The 20390-nt window shown below is 47.0% G+C and carries 17 protein-coding genes and 6 tRNA genes; 16 read left to right on the plus strand and 7 right to left on the minus strand.

Going from position 1 to position 20390, the window contains the following annotated elements; genetic code table 11:
- Positions 1-65: 65 nt before the first annotated feature.
- The 7 genes from Q0R17_RS05545 to Q0R17_RS05575 all read left to right on the plus strand — a co-directional run bounded on the left by Q0R17_RS05545 (position 66) and on the right by Q0R17_RS05575 (position 2430).
- A tRNA-Gly gene (locus Q0R17_RS05545) sits at positions 66-141 on the plus strand.
- 38 nt (positions 142-179) lie between these two features.
- Positions 180-255, plus strand: a tRNA-Gly gene (locus Q0R17_RS05550).
- 33 nt (positions 256-288) lie between these two features.
- Positions 289-364: transfer RNA gene (locus Q0R17_RS05555), tRNA-Gly, on the plus strand.
- A gap of 21 nt (positions 365-385) precedes the next feature.
- Positions 386-461 (plus strand) — tRNA-Gly (locus Q0R17_RS05560).
- A 42-nt stretch (positions 462-503) separates the two neighbouring features.
- Positions 504-577, plus strand: a tRNA-Cys gene (locus tag Q0R17_RS05565).
- Positions 578-1531: 954 nt separating this feature from the next.
- On the plus strand, positions 1532-1873 hold the full coding sequence (locus Q0R17_RS05570) for an FKBP-type peptidyl-prolyl cis-trans isomerase (protein WP_293932840.1): 342 nt from the start codon (positions 1532-1534) through the stop codon (positions 1871-1873).
- A 473-nt stretch (positions 1874-2346) separates the two neighbouring features.
- Positions 2347-2430, plus strand: a tRNA-Leu gene (locus Q0R17_RS05575).
- Between the two features lie 65 nt (positions 2431-2495).
- Here Q0R17_RS05575 and Q0R17_RS05580 read toward each other — a convergent pair.
- Complete coding sequence (locus tag Q0R17_RS05580; protein ID WP_293932842.1) at positions 2496-3242, minus strand: SDR family oxidoreductase; 747 nt, start codon at positions 3240-3242, stop codon at positions 2496-2498.
- 23 nt (positions 3243-3265) lie between these two features.
- Complete coding sequence (locus Q0R17_RS05585) at positions 3266-3907, minus strand: Vat family streptogramin A O-acetyltransferase (RefSeq protein WP_374759856.1); 642 nt, start codon at positions 3905-3907, stop codon at positions 3266-3268.
- Positions 3908-4180: 273 nt separating this feature from the next.
- Here Q0R17_RS05585 and Q0R17_RS05590 point away from each other — a divergent pair, with 273 nt between their 5' ends.
- From Q0R17_RS05590 to Q0R17_RS05605, 4 genes are all read left to right on the plus strand, one after another.
- On the plus strand, positions 4181-6007 hold the full coding sequence (locus Q0R17_RS05590; RefSeq protein ID WP_293932846.1) for a methyl-accepting chemotaxis protein: 1827 nt from the start codon (positions 4181-4183) through the stop codon (positions 6005-6007).
- 271 nt (positions 6008-6278) lie between these two features.
- A complete protein-coding gene (gene sstT / locus Q0R17_RS05595; RefSeq protein ID WP_293932848.1) occupies positions 6279-7526 on the plus strand; it encodes a serine/threonine transporter SstT in 1248 nt (415 codons plus the stop codon).
- A gap of 157 nt (positions 7527-7683) precedes the next feature.
- Positions 7684-9234: an MFS transporter gene (locus tag Q0R17_RS05600; protein ID WP_293932849.1), complete on the plus strand. Its 1551-nt coding sequence runs from the start codon at positions 7684-7686 to the stop codon at positions 9232-9234.
- The gene (locus tag Q0R17_RS05605; protein WP_293932851.1) at positions 9231-9671 is read left to right on the plus strand and encodes a MarR family winged helix-turn-helix transcriptional regulator; all 441 of its coding nucleotides are present in this window, start codon (positions 9231-9233) and stop codon (positions 9669-9671) included. Before Q0R17_RS05600 ends, Q0R17_RS05605 begins: the two co-directional genes overlap by 4 nt.
- A gap of 74 nt (positions 9672-9745) precedes the next feature.
- Here Q0R17_RS05605 and Q0R17_RS05610 read toward each other — a convergent pair whose 3' ends face one another.
- The 4 genes from Q0R17_RS05610 to Q0R17_RS05625 form a co-directional block, all read right to left on the minus strand.
- Entirely contained in the window at positions 9746-10873 is a 1128-nt protein-coding gene (locus tag Q0R17_RS05610) for a MalY/PatB family protein (protein WP_293932852.1), read from the minus strand.
- A gap of 94 nt (positions 10874-10967) precedes the next feature.
- On the minus strand, positions 10968-12113 hold the full coding sequence (locus Q0R17_RS05615; RefSeq protein ID WP_293932854.1) for a PLP-dependent aspartate aminotransferase family protein: 1146 nt from the start codon (positions 12111-12113) through the stop codon (positions 10968-10970).
- 66 nt (positions 12114-12179) lie between these two features.
- Positions 12180-13574 (minus strand): cystathionine beta-synthase, encoded by a 1395-nt coding sequence (locus Q0R17_RS05620; protein ID WP_293932856.1) that lies wholly within the window; start codon positions 13572-13574, stop codon positions 12180-12182.
- Between the two features lie 3 nt (positions 13575-13577).
- On the minus strand, positions 13578-14585 hold the full coding sequence (locus Q0R17_RS05625; protein ID WP_293932858.1) for an isopenicillin N synthase family oxygenase: 1008 nt from the start codon (positions 14583-14585) through the stop codon (positions 13578-13580).
- A 626-nt stretch (positions 14586-15211) separates the two neighbouring features.
- Here Q0R17_RS05625 and Q0R17_RS05630 point away from each other — a divergent pair.
- The 5 genes from Q0R17_RS05630 (at position 15212) to Q0R17_RS05650 (ending at position 19541) form a co-directional block, all read left to right on the plus strand.
- Positions 15212-15919, plus strand: coding sequence for an ABC transporter substrate-binding protein (locus Q0R17_RS05630; RefSeq protein ID WP_293932860.1), 708 nt, complete (start codon positions 15212-15214; stop codon positions 15917-15919).
- Between the two features lie 175 nt (positions 15920-16094).
- Complete coding sequence (locus Q0R17_RS05635) at positions 16095-16871, plus strand: transporter substrate-binding domain-containing protein (protein ID WP_293932862.1); 777 nt, start codon at positions 16095-16097, stop codon at positions 16869-16871.
- A gap of 173 nt (positions 16872-17044) precedes the next feature.
- Positions 17045-17713, plus strand: a complete 669-nt coding sequence (locus tag Q0R17_RS05640; RefSeq protein ID WP_293932863.1) for an amino acid ABC transporter permease — start codon at positions 17045-17047, stop codon at positions 17711-17713.
- 89 nt (positions 17714-17802) lie between these two features.
- Positions 17803-18813, plus strand: a complete 1011-nt coding sequence (locus Q0R17_RS05645; RefSeq protein ID WP_293932865.1) for a M14 family zinc carboxypeptidase — start codon at positions 17803-17805, stop codon at positions 18811-18813.
- Positions 18810-19541, plus strand: a complete 732-nt coding sequence (locus Q0R17_RS05650) for an alpha/beta fold hydrolase (protein WP_293932867.1) — start codon at positions 18810-18812, stop codon at positions 19539-19541. Before Q0R17_RS05645 ends, Q0R17_RS05650 begins: the two co-directional genes overlap by 4 nt.
- On the opposite strand, the gene Q0R17_RS05655 is transcribed toward Q0R17_RS05650, so the two are convergent.
- Positions 19524-20249: a 1-acyl-sn-glycerol-3-phosphate acyltransferase gene (locus Q0R17_RS05655; RefSeq protein ID WP_293932869.1), complete on the minus strand. Its 726-nt coding sequence runs from the start codon at positions 20247-20249 to the stop codon at positions 19524-19526. The genes Q0R17_RS05650 and Q0R17_RS05655 overlap by 18 nt on opposite strands.
- Positions 20250-20390: the final 141 nt, after the last annotated feature.

Consider the following 20390-nt stretch of genomic DNA (forward strand, 5'->3'; position numbering starts at 1 on the left):
CATCTTCATAATGCGACTCCTCTTCTGGTGCAACGACAGAAAAGAAAACGCAATAAAAACGCGATGCGGGAATAGCTCAGTTGGTAGAGCACTACCTTGCCAAGGTAGATGTCGAGAGTTCGAGTCTCTTTTCCCGCTCCAGCAAATACAGAGTACCGTTGTAGATCTTAAAATAAGATGCGGGAATAGCTCAGTTGGTAGAGCACTACCTTGCCAAGGTAGATGTCGAGAGTTCGAGTCTCTTTTCCCGCTCCATTTATTTTGAGTCTTGTAAGATGCATGATAGATGCGGGAATAGCTCAGTTGGTAGAGCACTACCTTGCCAAGGTAGATGTCGAGAGTTCGAGTCTCTTTTCCCGCTCCATTTCATGTAATATTGCCCTATGCGGGAATAGCTCAGTTGGTAGAGCACTACCTTGCCAAGGTAGATGTCGAGAGTTCGAGTCTCTTTTCCCGCTCCAAATTTTAAGAATAAAGAAAGCACCCTTTATTTAAGTAACCATGGCGGAGTAGCAAAATGGTTATGCAGCGGCTTGCAAAGCCGTCTACGCCGGTTCGATTCCGGCCTCCGCCTCCATAAGAAAGACCGTTAAAGCCCTGATTATTCAGGGCTTTTTCTTTGCCTGGCACTCCTAAAAAAACGCGCCTTTTCTGAAAGCCAGAATGGATGAGCAAGCTCCAGACGCGCACCAAGCCGTATGACCCCATTCAAATCCCACCTTAACAACTTGGCAGTTTATCTTTGCCCCTCAATGCTTTTAATTGTGACCAAGATTCTTTCGGGCAAATTGCTATTTTTTTAGCGGGCATGCACCACGCACTGTACGTCTCTATTTGTTTGCTTCCCAGACACTTTTTAAACTCCTTCACGGCTAGATATTTAGGTGGCAAGGCCGCAAATGATTCCATTGCGCACAAAGATAGCAACAATGCGCTAAGCAATAGCTTATTTAAACTCCATTTCATATCAACCATCTCCCAGTTATGTCACTTACTCAAAAAAACGATGGCAAAGGCCTCATACCCAAGGCGCTTACACCCTACTAATGGCCTGATTATGCCTCATGCTCAATCTCATTATAAATATCATAGGGCGGGGTGAAACCCCATACGGGCTAACTAAAGTTACATATAACCTTAAAGTACAGAAAATAGCGCTAAACCTTGAATCACAGAGATAGTGAGCGCACAGAGGACACAGACAAAGGCTCAAAACAGAGTTTTACATCCTCGGTGAAACTCTGTGGTTTAAGATTTAACCAACTGATTCATATCATTATCTTTTTGCTTAGCGCACATGGGGTGAAACCCACGTATTTCTTCAGCATTGCTCGCGAGTTTCACCCGCCATACAAATTCAGAAACCAAGCCCAACACCCAAGAAATCCATCTATACAGAGTCCATTAAGCAAGAGGCATAATCAGGACTAAAGATATGTGGGTCTGCACAACACTTGGGTAAATTAATCCTAATCCTATATGATAGGGTTTCTAGGCAGTAGTCCATAATTAAAATAAACGAGCAAAATAAATGACAATAGAATTGGAAATCATTGATATCCAACTAGGCAATGGCAAGGCAGCCGTTAAAGGCGCTTTGATCACCACCCAATACAATGGATTCCTTGAAGATGGCACAAAATTTGATTCCTCTTATGATAGGGGCTCGCCATTTCAGTGCGTCATCGGCACAGGCCGCGTCATTAAAGGCTGGGATCAGGGATTAATGGGAATGAAAGTAGGCGGAAAACGCAAACTTTTAGTCCCCGCTCACCTCGCCTACGGCGAAAGACAAATCGGCGAGCATATTAAGCCAAACTCCAATCTTGTCTTTGAAATTGAGCTATTAGAAGTACTGACTCGTGACGATTAATAACATTTTGCTAGGGCCAGCTAAAACATAGCAATAAATGCACCTAATCCGATCAATGAGCCGAATGGATTACTTAAGCTCAAAGCCAATCATTGCACGCTTGGTGGCTAGTACAGCAAGAAAATCAATGCGCCTCTAAGATGCCCCCCCTATTAGCCACCGGCACTCCAACTTAATCCGCGGTATTTAAGTGCGTATAAGTATTGGGGTGAGGCTTATTTTCAAAATAGTGCATCGATCGAAACCCAAAGCCAATTAAAAGCCCTCAAAGAAATTTGTAGCCGATATGAGTAGAGTTAAGATTTATCACCCAACACCCTAAAAAAATAAGCTAATTAATTCAATATACTAGAAGAAAAACAGCATATTTCATCAGCAAGACCCGCTATTTTTATGGGTAAGAGGGCTTGCAAAATATCTTAGGCTAGTTATAATGCGCACCTGTTCTGCAAACAGAGCAGCAAGTGTTTGTGGCCCGGGTGGTGAAATTGGTAGACACAAGGGACTTAAAATCCCTCGCTTATGGCGTATCGGTTCAAGTCCGATCCCGGGCACCACAGCAAAATATTAAACCCGCATTCTTATGGATATGCGGGTTTTTTGTTTTTCTAAGCCCTATTTATTACTTCCCACCCGCTAAATCAATAAATGTCCCCGTGGCATATGAAGCCTCTTCAGATGCCAGCCAAAGAATGGCTTGGGCCACCTCTAGTGCGGTGCCGCCACGCTGCATGGGGATGGTCGGTTTAAGGCGATCTACCCGCCCCACTTCACCACCGTCCGCATGAATATCGGTATAGATGAACGCCGGCCTAACGGCATTGACGCGAATTCCTTCGCTGGCGACCTCTTTGGATAAGCCGATGGTCAGGGTATCGATGGCACCTTTAGAAGCCGCATAATCCACGTATTCCCCTGCAGAGCCAAGACGCGATGCTGCGGATGAGACATTAACAATCACCCCACCATTGCCACCATAACGATTAGACATCCGCTTTACGGCTTCTTTAGCGCATAAAAAGTAAGGGACAATATTGCTAGCAAAAATGCGATTCAAACGGGCGGCGTCCATTTCATCTACACGCATTTGCGGCTCTAAAATACCTGCGCTATTAACCAGAGCCGTAATAGGGCCAAGCTGCTCGTCAACAATTTGAAATAAACGCTGCACTTCGGCCTCAAGCGATACATCCGCCGCCACAGCAATGGCTATTCCGCCTGAACGGATGATCTCATCCACGGTACATTGAGCCGCAGCGTGGTTTTTTAAGTAATTCACGCAAACAGCGTAGCCACGCGCGGCGGCCAGTTTGGCAGTAGCGGCACCAATACCGCGGCTAGCTCCGGTAATAACGATGACTTTATGCATGTTTTCTCAATATGGTTTAAGACTCAAGTGCGCTCCACCTCGGCCAGAGCTTCAATATCCCCCGCCATAATCTCGGCTAAATGCTGGCTTATGATTTCCACCGGCCAATCCCACCAAGCTATTTCTTCTAATCTGGCCACTTGGTCTAGGGTAAAGCGATGCTTAATAAGCTTAGCTGGGTTACCACCAACAACGGTGTAGGCCGGAATATCACGGGTAACAACAGAGCGAGCAGAAATCACTGCCCCGTTGCCAATTTTAACCCCAGGCATAATCAATGCATCAAAGCCTATCCATACATCATTACCAATAATGGTATCGCCTTTATATGGAAAATCAGTAAGTGGAGGGGCGTTCTTTTCCCAGCCATTGCCAAAGATTTGAAAGGGGTAGGTGGATATGCCAGAAAGTTTGTGATTGGCACCGTTCATTATAAATTTTACACCCTTTGCTAAGGCACAGAATTTACCAATGATTAATTTATCGCCAATAAAGGGATAGTGGTAGAGCACATTGCGCTCAAAATTTTCCGAATCCTCTGGGTCATCGTAATAGCTATAGTCCCCGACTACGACGTTGGGATTGGTAACGGTGTTTTTAATAAAACAGACCTGAGGAAAACCATCCTTAGGATGAGGATTCTCTGGGTTTGGGCCGATGATCATCATGACTCCTTCTGCAGTTTTATTAACAAGATAGAGGGTGGCTACAATTTAGATTATTTTCAAGCGCATGTACTCTGGACGTATCAATAAAAAGTAATTAATTAAGGGGCATTTACTTGCCTAAAATGGTAATTAATACCCACGCAACAATTTACGTGCATTAGCGTATCCTAATAACATAATAAAAGAGGATAATTCAGATTAATTCTCTTTACTTTCAGGCACATGATGCAGTCCATCAGAAGTAAAATTACGCTCTTAATCGCGTTATCTATGCTCTTTGCAACGATCAGTATCACCCTGATTACTTGCTTTAACATCCGCAATCACACCTACGCCGAAGCCGAACGAGAGATCGATTCGGTTGCCGCTGGGCAAACCACCTTTATCAGCAATTGGCTTGATGCCCGTAAGCGTGTAATTAAATCTGCACTGCGCCATAGCGGTGAAGAAAATATCAGCCTTTATTTGCAACAGCTTGCCGATGCCGGTGGCTATAGCCTGATGTTTGAAGGCGATGGCACAAGTAAAACCATGCTGTATTCAGTGCCAGGCCAAAGCAAACCTCGTCCTGATTATGATCCAGCAGCTCGGCCTTGGTATATTCAGGCCAAATCAGCCAATGAAGTGATTGTTTCAGAGCCCTACCGTGATGCAGCCCTTAATGAATTAGTGCTGACTTTGGCACAAAAAATAAGCGGCCAAGAAAAAGTGATCGGTGGCGATATCTTGATCGGCGATTTAGTAAAATCTACGCTAGCTATCAAGCTTTCCGGCAAGGGCCATGTATTTCTCATGACCAAGGAAGGCAAAATTATTGCCTATCCAAAGCCTGGCTTTGAGCTTAAACCGATTAGCGACCTGATCCCTGGCTTAGAATCTAGCCAATTCACCGCTCTACAAAATAAATCCAGCATATTTAATATGGCGGGGGATGATTATATTGTGCAGCTTTCCCCGATTACAGGCAGCGACTGGTTATTAGGCGTTGCACTAGATAAAGCCGAAATTGACGCGCCGCTCAATCATTTGATTATGATCATTATTGCGGCTGTGATTTTGGTCTTGATTGTTGTTATTGTGTTCTGCACCGCCTATTTACGCCGCTTATTGGCAGGCTTATTACAGATTCGCGATGCCATGCTGGATATATCCAAAGGCGAGGCTGACTTGACTCAGCGTATCCCTAGCACTGGCAACGATGAAGTGGCTGAAACGGCGCAAGCGTTTAACCAATTCATTGAACGCTTAAATATTTTATTCAAAGAATTACGCCGTGAGGCCATTGAGCTAACTGGTGGGGTAAGTGCAGTTAATCACTCGGTGCTAAAACTTGCCGATGATTCACATACGCTGGCCGATATTTCTAGCTCTAATGCCGCAGCCATCGAAGAAGTAAGCGTCAGCATCTCGCATATTGCCGAAGCCGCACGCGAAACCGACAATCTAGTTAAAGACGCGGCCAAGGCTTCGCTGCATGGTAGCGAAAACGTGCTTAAAATCAGCACAGAAATGGAGCACACACGCCAATCTGTCAATGATTTATCTGGCCTACTGGCATCGCTAGAGCATCGTTCGCAAGATATTAGCAAGATCACCAATGTGATCCGCGAAATTGCCGACCAGACTAATCTGCTGGCGCTGAATGCCGCCATTGAAGCCGCACGGGCAGGTGAGCAAGGCCGAGGCTTTGCCGTGGTTGCCGATGAGGTACGTAAGCTAGCTGAGCGCACGGGCAAGGCCACCATGGAGATCAGCCAGATGATTGGCGATATCCTTAATGAAACAGGCCTTGCTGTGAGCAATATGCAAACCACGGTAAAAGCTGTGGATGTAAGTAGCTCGCTTACCCAAACCGCTAGCGAGCATATGTTGTTGATTGGCCAATCGATGAAGCAAGTCACCGAAAGAATCGGTGAAATTGCGCTTTCTACTGGCGAGCAGCAAAATGCCACTACCGCCATGGCACAAAGCACCGAATCAATTAATGGCCAAATTCTTGATTCTGATGCGGCGCTGCAATCATCCATGAAAACGCTAAAAATGCTGGATGAATTAGCTAAAAATATGCAATCTACATTTAATCGCTTTAAGATTTAATTAATCGTATTTGCTCAAGCGCTACCCTTTTGGGTAGCGCTTTTTTTTAGCGGTATTATGCCAATGAAGTAAATGTCGCGATTCACTGATCATCGATTGCATTATTTTAAACAGAAAGCAAACGGCGTAAGGGAATCCCTAGTAGTAAGATATTCATTTAGCTTTTATCCTGCCCCCTAAATCACTCCGCTTTCAAAGCAGCTTTTTTTCAATAGAGATTGGCTGCGCATCACCATCAAACAATGCCATATAGATAAGCAAAGGAAATTCAATGCCACAGATAAAAAACCCACTCATTAGGCTATTGAATAGCACCAGTTTAGTCAGCCAAATATTAATTGGCTTAATTTTGGGCATTATGCTGGCGCTGTTTTTTCCTGAGGGCGCTAAATCAGCGGGTTTATTAGGTAGCTTATTTGTAAGCGCGTTAAAAGCTGTAGCGCCAATTTTGGTCTTTGTATTAGTGGCGGCATCCATTGCCAATCATAAGCCCAGCCAAAAATCGAATATGCGACCAATTTTGGTTTTATATTTATTCGGCACCTTTGCCGCCGCTGTAGTGGCTGTGACCGCTAGTTTTTTGTTTCCATCTACATTAATTTTGGTCAAACACGCCAGCGACATCACCCCACCTAGTGGCATTGTAGAAGTGCTGCGTAGCCTGCTGCTTAGCGTAGTAGATAATCCAGTCAAAGCGCTGATGAATGCCAACTTTATCGGCATTTTAGCTTGGGCTGTGGCCCTGGGCGTTGCCATGCGCCACGCCAATGAAACCACTAAAACCGTGGTCAGCGATTTGTCTGGCGGCGTATCAGTGATTGTGGGCGTGGTGATTCGCTTTGCGCCGCTGGGGATTTTTGGCTTGGTGGCCTCCACCATTGCCGAAACAGGGATTGAATCGCTGCTGAACTATGGCCATCTGTTATTGGTGCTGATTGGCAGCATGCTGTTTGTGGCACTGGTGATGAACCCAGCAATTGTATTCTGGAAACTACGCCGCAATCCCTATCCACTGGTCTTTGCTTGCCTGCGTGAAAGTGGCGTAACCGCCTTTTTTACCCGTAGCTCTGCTGCCAATATCCCTGTGAATATGGCGCTATGCAAAAAGCTAGGCCTGCATGAAGACGATTACTCGGTATCGATTCCACTGGGTGCAACCATCAATATGGCGGGGGCAGCGATCACTATTTCGGTACTGACTTTAGCCGCAGTCAACACGCTTGGCATTCAAGTTGATTTGCCAACGGCACTACTATTAAGTGTTGTCTCTGCTATTTGTGCCTGCGGCGCTTCTGGCGTGGCGGGCGGCTCACTACTGCTGATTCCTATGGCGTGTAGCTTGTTTGGTATTTCTAATGATCTAGCCATGCAAGTAGTTGCCGTGGGCTTTATTATTGGCGTATTGCAAGATTCTGCCGAAACCGCCTTAAACTCATCAACCGATGTCTTGTTTACTGCGGCCGCCTGCCAAGCCACTAGCAATAAAGCACAAGATCAGCTGGCTTTTGCTGATCGCTAAGGCTGAGCCGCCCAATATCATTTTCAAAAGCGCAGAGCAATCTGCGCTTTTTTTCATCCCATTACTACAGCTCAGTTGGCCTCTGGTAAAAGTGACTTCCTTCTGACGCGACAAACTGCGAAAATCTATTGACCCATCAATCATTGACTAGTCTATTATGCAAACACCCAACACCGAGCGCACTTTCCGCCAATCCCTACTCGCCATGCTGGGTATTTGCTTTGTAATTATGATGGTGGCGTTGGATCAAACCATTGTCGCCACCGCACTGCCTACCATCGTGGCCGAGCTGCATGGCTTTGAGCTTTACGCTTGGGTTTCTACCGCTTATTTACTGGCATCGGTGGTCACCATTCCCATCTTTGGCCGCTTAGGCGATTACTATGGCCGCCGCCCCTTTGTGGTGGTCGCCATCGTGACCTTTACCTTGGCTTCCATCCTCTGCGGCATGGCCAATAGCATGTTGTTACTTGTGCTGGCGCGTGCCCTGCAAGGGATAGGTGGCGGCATGCTGGTGGGAACAGCGTTTGCCTGCATTCCTGATTTATTTCCCGATAGTAAAGTGCGTCTGCAATGGCAGGTTATGCTCAGCGCGGCCTTTGGGATTGCTAACGCGATTGGCCCAAGCATTGGTGGCTTACTCACCCATTATGTAAGCTGGAGGGCCGTGTTCTTTGTGAATATCCCAGTTGGTCTATTAAGTGTATTTTTTGTCAGCCGCTACCTACCACGGATTAAGCCACAGCACAGCAGTAAGATTCGGCTAGATTGGCTAGGTGCACTGTTGATTACACTGTTTTTAGGCAGCTTGCAGCTATCAGTAGAATGGTTGCCAGCGCAAGGGCTGAGCCTAGCGGTATTGGCTACGCTGATAATTTGCATCATCACTGGGGTATTAGCTTGGCGGCAAGAAGCCAATAACGAGCACGCCATGCTGCCCTTTGCGCTCTTTCGCGATCCCGCCTTGGCGGCGCTATTTAGGCTATCGCTGCTAATGGGCTTTACCATGTTTGCGATTTTGTCTTACGCACCCTTGCTATTACAAGGCGGCTTTCATCTATCGGCCAGCCAAGCGGGGATGCTGATTACCCCATTGGTGGTCTGCATTACCTTTGCCAGCATTATCAATGGCCGTGTGGTGCCGCATTTACCTAGGCCCGAAGCGATGCTCTATGTGGGCTTTGGCCTGCTGCTGATTTGTGTACTGGGCATGATGCTGATTAGCCCACACACCTCGCATGCTTTGGTGATTACATTGATGGTATCTGGAGGCCTGGGGCTGGGGTTTATCATGCCTAATCTCACTATTTTTGTGCAGGAAACCTGCCCGCGCAAAGACCTAGGCATTAGCACCGCGCTACTACAATCCTTGCGAATGATAGGCGGGATGCTGAGCACCGCACTGGTTGGCTCTATTCTGACTTGGCGCTACGGTCATGAAATCCAGCAGCGCTTTGCCGACCAAACCGCCATCGCCAATTTAATGCACGACCCGCAGGTATTGGTTAACCCAGAAGCACAGCAAATGGCGATTACTCAGATCAACCAAATGGGCTTTGATGGCTTAGCGCTGATCGAGCAAGCCCGCGCCATACTCAGCCATGCCATTCAAAGCAGCCAATGGCTGGGCGTGGCCGCCATCTTATTTGCCTTCTGGTGCTTGCGCCGGATTCCCCGTATTCAGTTCAAATCAAAGGCCCCAGCATGACACCGCATGAAGCTGAGCAACTCAAAGTATTACAGCAGCTTGGGCGCAGCTATCGCACCATGCTGGGCGCATTTGAGCTATCGGTGGGGCAAGGCCTAAGCCGTTGGCGAATTTTGAACCAGCTACATAAAGAAACGCTGTGCACGCAAAAGTTTTTGGTGCATCAGCTCAGCATGGATCCAGGCGCATTAACGCGGCAGCTTAAATCGATGGAAAAAGATTTATTGATCCATCGGGTAAACGATAGCCAAGACAACCGCCTTAGCAATGTCACCCTTACCCCGCTTGGGCAAGCCGCCATCACCCAAGCACTGCCCAAACGCAGCGAGTTTTTAAGCGTAATTTTGGCTGAATTTAGCGATGAAGAACTACAAGTGTTTCAAGGGATGCTAAATAAGCTGGAGCGTGGCTGTGGGCAGGTTGGGTTAAAGGGGTAAGCACAAGCCAAGAAAGTTTCATCATTCTGCTCAGCAGAGTGAGCAAGCCCCTTTACCTTGCCCACACTGTACTGCTAACGCAGCGATTCAATCCGTTTTAAAGAGGCTTTCAGTGTCACGCTTGGGCAGCCGAAGTTTAGCCTGACAAAGCCTGGTAAGCCAAAATCTCGCCCATCTGATAGCCCCACGCCCAACTGTTCAAAAAACGGCAGCGGGTTAATAGGATCGAGCGCCCTTGCGTCTATCCACGCCAAGTACGTGGCTTCTGGCCAGGTTATTTTTAGGCGGGCTGATCCGGCAAACCAATCGAGCAAAATATCGCGGTTCTGCCGCAAAGTGCTAATCAGCTCGGCGTGCCATACGCCATCGTCACGGTATGCAGCTTCGGCGGCGGTAAAGGCCAGCAGGTTAACTGAAGGCACAATCCCCGCCATTTGCTTACAGAAATTTGCACGTAATGTTGGGTCTGGAATCACCGCCAGCGAGCAGCCAAGCCCTGCGATATTCCATGTTTTAGAAGGGGCAAGCAGAGTAATGGTTTGCGCGGCAAAGCTAGCATCCACGGCTGCCAGCGGCTGATGCTGCACGCCTTCTTGCAGCAGTAAATCGCAATGAATTTCATCTGAACAAATAATCAGCTGATGGCGGCGGGCGATGGCAATCAGCTGCGTTAGCTCCTGCTGATTCCAAGCACGCCCAACCGGATTATGCGGATGGCAAAGCAGCAGCAGCTTGGTTTTAGGCGTGATCGCCGCTTCTAAGGCAGCAAAATCCCACTCCCAGTGATGATCTACTTGCTGCAGCGGCACGGCCAGCAAGCTGCGGCCTGATAAGCCTGGCGCACGTAAAAACGGCGGGTAGATCGGCGTGGCAGTCAGCACCTCATCCCCCGCCTCGCCCACCGTGCGGCAAGCCAGATTTAAACCCTGCACCAGCCCCGGCAGCCAAACGATCCAGCTGGCATCAATTTGCCAGCCATAATGCTGAGCCGCATAGCTTTGCACCGCCTCAACCAAGCTATCCGGTGCATCGGTATAACCAAACACCCCATGTGCCACCCGCTCCTGCAGCGCAGTAATAATGGATTCCGGACTGGCAAAATCCATATCCGCCACCCACATCGGCAAAATATCTTGGCCAGCGTATTTATTCCATTTCTGGCTAGACGTGGCACAGCGATCGACGGGAGTCTGGAAATCCATGGTAAATCCTTTCACAAAATAGTAAGCAAAGGATAACGGTTTAAGGGGGCACTTAATAGCTACAAATCAGCATAAACAAATCAATACATCTCGTTTACACCGCCAGCGCCTGCTCCAAATCAGCGATTAAATCTTCAATCCCTTCAATCCCAACAGAAAGACGAATCAGATTATCGCTGATGCCTAATTTAAGGCGGCGCTCTGGCGGCACGGAGGCGTGGGTCATCCGCACAGGCTGGCTGATCAGGCTTTCCACCCCGCCAAGGCTTTCGGCCAAGGTAAACAGCTTGGTGTGGGTAAGCACTTGATGTGCAGCGGCGTCATCGCCCTTTAGATAAAACGACACCACACCGCCACCACCTGACATTTGTTTTTTTGCCAAGGCATATTGTGGGTGGCTTTCTAAATAAGGGTATAAAACGCGCTCTACCCGTGGATGCTGCTCCAGCCAGTTGGCAACAGCCAAGGCATTTTGATTGTGGCGCTGCATACGAATTGCCAAAGTGCGAATCCCACGCAGTGCTAAAAAGCTTTGAAATGGATCGAGCACCGCACCAATGGCATTTTGCAAAAAGCCTAATTGCTCAGCCAGCTCAGCGTTATCCCCCACCACCACCGCTCCGGCGATCACATCGGAATGGCCATTTAAATACTTAGTTGCCGAGTGCAGAACGATATCTACGCCATGCTCTAGCGGGCGCTGCAAAGCGGGCGAGGCAAAGGTGTTATCAGCCACAGTAAGCACACCGACTTCACGGGCAATCGCCACAATCCCGCTTAAATCACTGAGGCGATTCAATGGATTAGAAGGTGTTTCGATCCAGATCATTTTGGTTTCTGGCTTGATAGCCGCCTGCAGCGCTTCCAAATCGCCGGTTGGCACATAAGTCACCGTTAAACCTGCGGTGCGCTGTTTTACTTTTTCAAATAAACGCCCACTGCCACCGTATAAATCATCCACGGCCACTAAGTGACTATTTACCGGCAACAACTCTAGTACCGTGGCAATGGCCGCCATGCCTGATGCAAATGCATAGCCACGCGTGCCGCCTTCTAAAGCGGCAATCGCCACCTCAAAAGCATCGCGCGTTGGATTGCTGGAGCGCGAATATTCATATTGATCCGGCTGGCCAGGGGATGGCTGGCGAAAAGTAGAAGAGGCATAAATCGGGGTATTAATCGCCCCGAGTGGATCACGGTGCAGGCCGCTGGTGACGGCTAGGGTTTCAAATGTGCTCATAAAATGGCTCCGAAGGCTAGGGTCTGTTGATGATTCATCGATGGATGCTTCAAATCCACCCTAAGTTCAATGTGCAGCGGGGCTTAAAACCGCTTCACTCACAAATTTCTTACGCCAAAAGGCCAGTAAATCGCTCTGGGTGATGAGGCCGTAAAAGCGTGTTTTATCAGCGATAACGGCGATTTTGTCGTCGTTAAAAACTTGCAGCAAATCTCTCACCGAGGTGTCTGGCGCTAATGTAGTGACTTGGCTGGTCATGGCGGCGCGCACCGGCATAGCAAATTGCTGCGGCTCGCCGTGCACAGACAAGAGTAAATCCCACTCGTCGATAATCCCGACTATTTCACCGTTTTCCAGCACCGGCAATTGCGATACATCGTTGCTGCGCATGCGCTGCCATGCTTGCGAAAGCGGCTCGTCTGGATCGGCAATCAGCGTGGCACCGCTGGCGTGTGGGCGGCCAATGAGATCGGCCAGATTGCCCGTTTTGGCGTTTTCTATCATGCCCTGATCGATCATCCAATGATCGTTATACATTTTGCTTAAATACTTATTGCCGCTATCGCCAATAAAGGTCACCACGCGTTTTGGTGTGGTTTGCTCGCGGCAATAACGTAGCGCAGCGGCCAGCAACGTGCCGGACGATGCACCGGCAAATAACCCCTCGGCCTGCAGCAGCGCGCGGCCGGTTTCAAAGCTTTCTTTATCGCTGATGCGGTAGCTGCGCTTAATTGAACTACCGTCAAACTGCGGCGGTACAAAGTCTTCGCCTATCCCCTCAACCAACCAGCTGCCTGCGCTGCCAAAAGCGCCGGTTTCCACATAATCCGCCAGAATCGATCCCACAGGGTCGGCCAGTACAAACTCGGTTTGCGGAGAAACACGGGCAAAAAAGCGTGATAAGCCAGTAAGTGTGCCGCTTGAGCCTACACCCACCACCACCGCATCCACTTTTTCTTCCAACTGACGCCAGATTTCCGGCCCAGTGGTTTTTTCATGCGCGGCAGGGTTAGCCGGATTACTAAATTGATCAATATAAAAAGCGCCCGGAATCGATTGCGCCACGCGGCGGGCTTTATCCTGATAATAATCAGGGTGGCCCTTGCCCACATCAGAGCGGGTCAGAATCACTTGCGCGCCTAAAGCTTGCAGATTCAGCACTTTTTCTCGGCTCATTTTGTCCGGAACAATCAGCACGGTGCGGTAGCCCTTACGCCCCGCCACCAGCGCCAGCCCAAGGCCGGTGTTGCCTGCGGTAGCCTCTACAATGGTGCCACCAGGCTTTAACTGCCCGCTTTGCTCGGCAGCTTCAATCATCGAGAGCGCCACGCGATCTTTAATGGAGCCGCCTGGATTTTGGTTTTCCAGCTTTACAAATAAGCGACAGAGACCGGTATCCAGCTGGGTTATTTCTACCAGTGGCGTATTGCCGATCAAAGATAAAATGGATGCTGAAGTCATTGACTAAACTCTTTCTGTAGTTTTAATACCGGCTGACAAACAAAAATCAGGATAATGCCTTGCCGCCACATCCAGATGTGAGCGTGCACGGCCTTTTAATACGTTTTCACCTACATGGCTAAACAATGGATTAGCCGGATCAACCGCTACCGCTGCCAGCTCCTTACTCAGCTCAGCAGGCAGCTGCAGTAAGGGCACGGTGGAATCCAGCCTTGGTCCCATAAAGAACGCGTAAGACAAGCGATCAATCCCCACGGGTGGAGAAACCACTCTATGTAAGGTGGCTTGTAAATAGCCACCGGAAGCCAGCTCTAGTAGCTCGCCAATATTCACCACAAACGTGCCAGGCAAAGGGGGTGCATCTAGCCAGCCCTGAGATGTGGCCACCTGCAAGCCAGACTGCTTATCCTGCATCACCAAGGTCAGCAGCCCCGCATCTTTATGCGCGCCCACCCCTTGCCCCGCTTGCCCTATACCCGGATAACGAATCATCTTTAAATGCTGAAACGGCTCGCCACGGTAAAGCGGTGCAAAGATATCTTCTGGCTGGCCCAGTGCTAGCGCAAAAGCCTGCATCAGCCGCTCACAAATCGCACTTAAACTATCCTGCCAGAACAGCAAACCCACTTTTAAGGCGGGCAGGCTTTCCGGCCACTGATTAGGGCCTTGCAAACGCCGCCATGCTGGCTCGGTCTGAAGGGCGGCTCGGCCCTCATTCATAATGTCAAATTGCTCTCGCTGATCGGCCCGCCCTGCAGTCAGCTCACCCCCTTGGCGGGTATAGCCGCGAAAATGCGGTGAATTCACCATACCCACCGCCATTTTCTCGGCCTGGCTTAAAGCAAAAAACTGCCTTGCTAAGGTCAGCATGTCCTGCTGGTAGCCCTCACTGATGCCATGACCACGCAAATAAAAAAACCCGTAATCCCGCGCGGCATGGCGCAGATCACGCAAGAACTCATCACGATTTTCACTATCAAACAGGGATAAATCTAAAACAGGCAAGCTCATTTAAACACCTCGATCACTTTGTAAACACGGCAGGCTCCACGGTGCAGCATCGACAAGAGATGAGTAAAAAAGAGTGTTTAGACATATAGGCCTCTATCGATAAAATATTATTTAAACTGTATTTTTAGACTTATTTGATCTAAAAAGGCTAGCTTAGCTGGTTTTTATATCGTTTGGCTATAAAAAATTACTTTAATATTATTATTTTATGTATTTTATTGGCACAGGGCTGTGCCTTTAAGGGGGGGTACGATAAGGCACGCCACAAGCTGAACAAAAAGTAAGCAAAGCCAAGAAAAAATCTAAAAAATCACCTTCGTATGCCTTTTGCTCATTTTTGTGGTTGACCTGAGATTATCGGCATGAGGGGAGATAACCCCTAGGGGGCGCTGCTTTAAACTGACAAGCAAACCACTGCGAGCGATCTACTAGCTAGGTAGAGGCGTTGTACTTTGCGCATTAAAGGTCTAAAACAAAAACATGATTTACCTAATCCTAGCGCCAGATCTAAACAACAAGGCCGGTTAAGTAGAGATACATAAGCCACGATGAAAAACCTTCTGCTAATACCGCTAGATAAGAGATATAAAACGGTTATTTTGTGCGGCCTTTATTTGGATTAGAAAATGAAATCAACGTTTTTGACTCTAATCATACTAAGCGGCCCAGCACTGGCATTAACCTTAACCACCGAGGATTACCCGCCGTTTAATATCGTGGATGCCAAAAGCCAAAAGGTCAGTGGAATCTCTACTGAGAAAGTGATTGAAATAATGTTGCGTGCCAAAGAAAACTACACCATAACCGCCTATCCTTGGGTACGGGCTTATCAATTAGCCCAAAAAGAGCGCGACACCTGCGTTTTTTCAACCACCCGCACCCCCGAGCGCGAAGCGCTGTTTCAATGGGTGGGACCATTGGTCAAAAATAATTGGTATATCTTTGCCAAACAAGGTGATACACGTGCACCTAAAAATCTAGATGAATTAAAGCCTTATTCTATTGGTACTTATCGCGGCGATGCGATTGCAGAGTATTTAATTAAAAAAGGTTTTAAAGTAGATATTGCAAAAACAGATGAAGATAACCCACAAAAACTATTAAAAAATCGTTTTGATTTTTGGGCGACGGGTGAGCTACTTGGGCTAGCCATTTTAAAAAGAAAAAACTTATCAGATAAGATAACACCCATTTTTTTATTTAATCAATCAGAAATGTACCTTGCCTGTAATATCAATATGGATAATAAAAAAATAAATTTTTATAATAAAATATTGCAAGGCATGGATAAAGACGGTAGTAATTTATCCATAGAAAATAAATATAGAAAATAAAGCGCTTTACAAACTATAGGCTAAAATCGCTATTTACTCCTCGTCGCCCAGCCCCTTGTTTTTGTCTTAGTCAAAATTACCATGTCATTGCCACTTAAAAATTCTGTTCAGCACTGTGCAACTATGCGAATATTGCATTTGAAAACATTTATTTAGATCAAAAAGGAATATATAAATGCGCAAATTCTTGCTTGCTGCAGCTTTACTAGGTTTTACAATTCACGCGGGTGCAGCCGATTTACTCGATACCATTAAACAACGCGGCACGTTAAAAATTGCGGTAGAAGGCACTTACCCACCGTTTAATTACAAAGAAAACAATGAATTAACGGGGTTTGAAGTTGAGCTAGCTAAAGCTTTAGCACAGAAACTAGGGGTAAAAGCAGAGTTTAGTACCAGTGAGTGGAGTGCCATGCTGGCTGGCTTACAAGCTGGCAAGTACGATATTGTGATTAACCAAGTAGGCATCACCGACAAGCGCAAGGAGACCTTTGATTTTTCTGAGCCTTACACGCTATCTAGCCCGCAGCTGATTGTGCGCAGCAATGAAACCCGCGTATTCAAAAGCTTAGATGATTTAAAAGGTAAAAAACTAGGCTTAGGTCAAGGCACTAACTATGCCGATATCGCCAAGGCAGTAGGTGGAATCGACGTTAAAACCTATCCAGGCTCCCAAGAATATTTGCAAGATTTAGCGCTTAGCCGCATTGATGCTGCGCTGAACGATAGCTTGCTGATTCCTTATATCGTGAAGAAAACCAAATTGCCACTGAAAGCCGGTGCGCCACTGGGTGATATCGAAAAATCAGGCATTCCTTTTGTAAAAGGTAACCCTAAATTTAAGGCATCCTTAAATAAAGCCTTGGCGGATTTGCAAGCAGATGGTAGTTTCACCAAAATATCTAAGAAATGGTTTGATCGTGATGTGAGCAAACCGCCGGTTGCACAGTAAAATAGCGGCATAGCACATCAAAATACATAGCCCACGAGTTATACGAAAAAATGCAATATTTCATCTGCTCGTGTATTTCGTGGACTAAAAATCGTTGTATGTAATATCAACCAGTAAATGTAAGATCTACACCCCCTGTTACGACTGGGGGTTTTTATTTTTGGAGCAAGGAAATGGATTTACCCAGCTTAATACAGCTACTTAAAGACGCGTTTCCAATTTTGCTGCATGGCGCGGGCTATACGCTCTTTTTAGCGATCGCTTCCATGCTAGGCGGTTTACTTATCGCCATCTTGGTGGTTTTGATCCGGCTGAGTAAAATCCCCGTGTTATCACAAATCTGCGCCGTTTATGTCAGTTGTATTCGCGGCACACCACTGTTGGTGCAATTATTTGTCATTTATTTTGGCCTACCCAGCATTGGCATCCAGTTTGAGCCGCTCACCGCGGGTGTTTTAGCTTTAAGCCTCAATGTGGGTGGTTATTTATCTGAAACGCTACGTGGCTCTATCAATGGCATTACCCAAGGGCAATGGGATGCCGGTAAAAGCCTAGGTCTAACAAATAACCAAACGCTGCGTTACGTGGTTGCTCCGCAAGCTTTACGCCTAGCTGTACCCAGCTTATCTAATAGCCTGATTAGCCTAATTAAAGATACCTCACTCGTATCCGTTATTTCGGTCAGCGAGCTTATGCTTGCCAGTAAGGAAGTCATCGCCACCACCTTTCAGCCCTTTCCTCTCTATTTAATGGCCGCCGCCATTTACTGGCTGTTAAGCGCATCCTTTGAAACAGTACAACGCAAGCTAGAAGTAAAGCTAAACCAAATGTATATTAGGTAAGATGCAAGGCAACAGAATATAAATAAGCCATGCAGCATCCGCCGCTGCTTACTATAAAAGCACCTTGATCTCACTTACCTGAGTAAGTCATGCTGCAATTACCAGAACTAATTGAGCTGGAAGACATCATCTTGCAAGCAGGAAATGTCTTACGTGTGCAACAGCACGGCGAGGTTAAAAGGCACGAAGTGAGCTTTCCGCTCTATAGCATCAGCATGGGCAGCACAGCACTAGATGCCCCTGTGCTGGGATTTTTTGGCGGGGTACATGGCTTAGAGCGGATTGGTAGCCAAATTGTGTTGGCATTCCTACGCTCGCTCTTAGTCAGGTTGCGCTGGGATAGTGGCTTACAGCACACCTTAAAAAACATGCGTTTGGTGTTTATGCCGCTCATTAACCCAATTGGCATTGCCCGAGGCACACGTAGCAATGGCTACGGGGTAGATTTAATGCGCAATGCGCCAATTGAATCCGCAGAAAAAACGTCTTTTCTAGTCGGTGGGCATAGAATTAGCCCGCATCTGCCTTGGTATCGAGGCGAATTAAACGCGAGCATGGAATTAGAAAACCAAGCGCTTTGCGATGTGGTTAAATCCCAATTACTCAATAGCCCATTTAGTATTGCACTCGATTGCCACTCTGGCTTTGGCCTAAGAGATAGACTGTGGTTTCCCTATGCCCATACGCGGATTCCTTTTCCTAATTTAGCCGAAGTTTATGCACTTAAAGCCTTATTTGATCAAAGCTACCCACATCATCCTTATGTAATTGAACCACAGGCTTTGCAATATTGTACCCACGGCGATATTTGGGATTATTTATATACAGAAAATAGTGGGAGTGGTCAGTTTTTCTTGCCACTTACTTTAGAATTAGGCTCTTGGCTATGGGTTAAAAAAAATCCACGCCAATTAATGTCTTTATTAGGCTTATTTAACCCAATTGTGCCACATCGCCAACAAAGAGTATTGCGCAGTCATTTATTATTATTTGAATTTTTATTACGTGCAGCTCACGATCATAGCAAATGGCTACCTAAAGCCAATCATTATATTAATTGCAAACAAGAAGCCGAAGCGCTTTGGTACGGAATTATATGAAAACATGGGTGCTATTACGTGGGCTAATGCGTGAATCTCGGCATTGGGGTGATTTTATTACCAAAGCGCAAGCGGCTTGGCCCAATGATAAGATCATCACTATTGATTGGCCAGGCAATGGCGTATTACATCAGCAAGCTAGCCTCAGCCATATTGAAGCAATGGTAGAGCATATCCGGCAAAGCTTAGCAACACAGCCCGGCCCCTATCATGTATTAGCCATTTCATTAGGTGCAATGGCAGCTGTAGCTTGGGCTAAAGCATTTCCAGAAGAAATAAGCGCCTGCATACTCATCAATACCAGCTTAAGGCCGATAAATCCTTTTTATCAGCGGCTAAGGCCCCACAGCTACCCTGCCTTGCTGCGTTTATTAATCAGCAGCCCCAAGGAAAAAGAGCAGATTATTTTACAATTAACCAGCCAAACTCAGCCCCAAGCTGTATTAAACGATTGGATGGCAATGCAACGCCAATACCCCATTAACACCCTAAATATCCTGCGCCAATTACTAGCTGCAATGCGCTATAAGGCCAGCCAACCCAATGTACCCATTTTGCTATTATCTGGTGGAGTAGATCAATTAGTGAGCCCCACTTGCTCACAAACACTAGCCCAAAAATGGCAAGTGCCCTGCTTAGTTCACCCCCAGGCAGGGCACGATTTACCATTAGATGATGGCGAGTGGGTATTGCAGGCCATTAAAGAATATTTAACTGCGCGACATTAACTCTTTATCCAACTCTTCAATACACGCCAGCATTTTATTTCGGCACTGCTCAATTAAAGCGGGTAAATCATTCTGTGTTAAACCAGTAGTAGAAATAGGCTCTAGCGAGCGCATGAGTACCTCTGCAGAATGCCAATTATTTAACCGCATATGATTGCTATAAGTGCTCACACAGACCGGTAAAATAGGCACACCCGCATTAATTGCCATTTGAAATGCACCCTTTTTAAAAGGTAATAAGCCACGACCTTTATTGCGGGTGCCTTCAACAAACACCCAAATAGACGTGTCTTTATGTTGCAAGGTATCGGTTGTGGTCAGCATGGCTTTTTTAGCCCGCTGTGCATTGCCTCTATCGATCAGCACATTTCCTGCCAACCAAAATAGCTGACCAAAAAATGGAATCCATTTCAGGCTTTTTTTACCAATGGTCACGGTACGTGCAGGCACGGCACGGCCAAATACAAATAAATCATAATTAGACTGGTGATTAGCCACAATCACACAAGAGCGTTGATGCTCTAACAGGCCTTTGATCTCTGCCCTTACCTTAAAGCCAAGAATAGGCATGGCAGGTAGCGAGTAAAGACGGCCACAGAGGCGGCTATTATCAGGATTAAATGGGCGACAAAGGCCAATCAGGATGCCAATCATGCCAGCGACAATAAAGTGTAGCGACATCAACAGCATTCGAAGCAAATAAAGCATACAAGCGCCCATGGCAATAAAGGGCAGCAGTGTACGGATCTATCCTCTATTTCACAATTAAAGTTGCTAAATAGCAACTTAAGCGGCATCAATTAGATAAATAATTGCATCACACAATGCTCTGCCTTACGCGATACATGC

The sequence above is a fragment of the Iodobacter sp. genome (assembly GCF_025352645.1).
Taxonomy (GTDB): domain Bacteria; phylum Pseudomonadota; class Gammaproteobacteria; order Burkholderiales; family Chitinibacteraceae; genus Iodobacter.

Coding starts and splice junctions, on each gene's coding strand:
- Q0R17_RS05600 (WP_293932849.1), top strand. CDS start 7,684: ATGCAAACACCCAACACCGAGCGCACTTTCCGCCAATCCCTACTCGCC.
- Q0R17_RS05635 (WP_293932862.1), top strand. CDS start 16,095: ATGCGCAAATTCTTGCTTGCTGCAGCTTTACTAGGTTTTACAATTCAC.
- Q0R17_RS05580 (WP_293932842.1), bottom strand. CDS start 3,242: ATGCATAAAGTCATCGTTATTACCGGAGCTAGCCGCGGTATTGGTGCC.
- Q0R17_RS05650 (WP_293932867.1), top strand. CDS start 18,810: ATGAAAACATGGGTGCTATTACGTGGGCTAATGCGTGAATCTCGGCAT.
- Q0R17_RS05610 (WP_293932852.1), bottom strand. CDS start 10,873: ATGGATTTCCAGACTCCCGTCGATCGCTGTGCCACGTCTAGCCAGAAA.
- Q0R17_RS05620 (WP_293932856.1), bottom strand. CDS start 13,574: ATGACTTCAGCATCCATTTTATCTTTGATCGGCAATACGCCACTGGTA.
- Q0R17_RS05640 (WP_293932863.1), top strand. CDS start 17,045: ATGGATTTACCCAGCTTAATACAGCTACTTAAAGACGCGTTTCCAATT.
- Q0R17_RS05625 (WP_293932858.1), bottom strand. CDS start 14,585: ATGAGCTTGCCTGTTTTAGATTTATCCCTGTTTGATAGTGAAAATCGT.
- Q0R17_RS05655 (WP_293932869.1), bottom strand. CDS start 20,249: ATGCTTTATTTGCTTCGAATGCTGTTGATGTCGCTACACTTTATTGTC.
- Q0R17_RS05630 (WP_293932860.1), top strand. CDS start 15,212: ATGAAATCAACGTTTTTGACTCTAATCATACTAAGCGGCCCAGCACTG.
- sstT (WP_293932848.1), top strand. CDS start 6,279: ATGCCACAGATAAAAAACCCACTCATTAGGCTATTGAATAGCACCAGT.
- Q0R17_RS05605 (WP_293932851.1), top strand. CDS start 9,231: ATGACACCGCATGAAGCTGAGCAACTCAAAGTATTACAGCAGCTTGGG.
- Q0R17_RS05590 (WP_293932846.1), top strand. CDS start 4,181: ATGCTCTTTGCAACGATCAGTATCACCCTGATTACTTGCTTTAACATC.
- Q0R17_RS05615 (WP_293932854.1), bottom strand. CDS start 12,113: ATGAGCACATTTGAAACCCTAGCCGTCACCAGCGGCCTGCACCGTGAT.
- Q0R17_RS05645 (WP_293932865.1), top strand. CDS start 17,803: ATGCTGCAATTACCAGAACTAATTGAGCTGGAAGACATCATCTTGCAA.
- Q0R17_RS05585 (WP_374759856.1), bottom strand. CDS start 3,907: ATGATCATCGGCCCAAACCCAGAGAATCCTCATCCTAAGGATGGTTTT.
- Q0R17_RS05570 (WP_293932840.1), top strand. CDS start 1,532: ATGACAATAGAATTGGAAATCATTGATATCCAACTAGGCAATGGCAAG.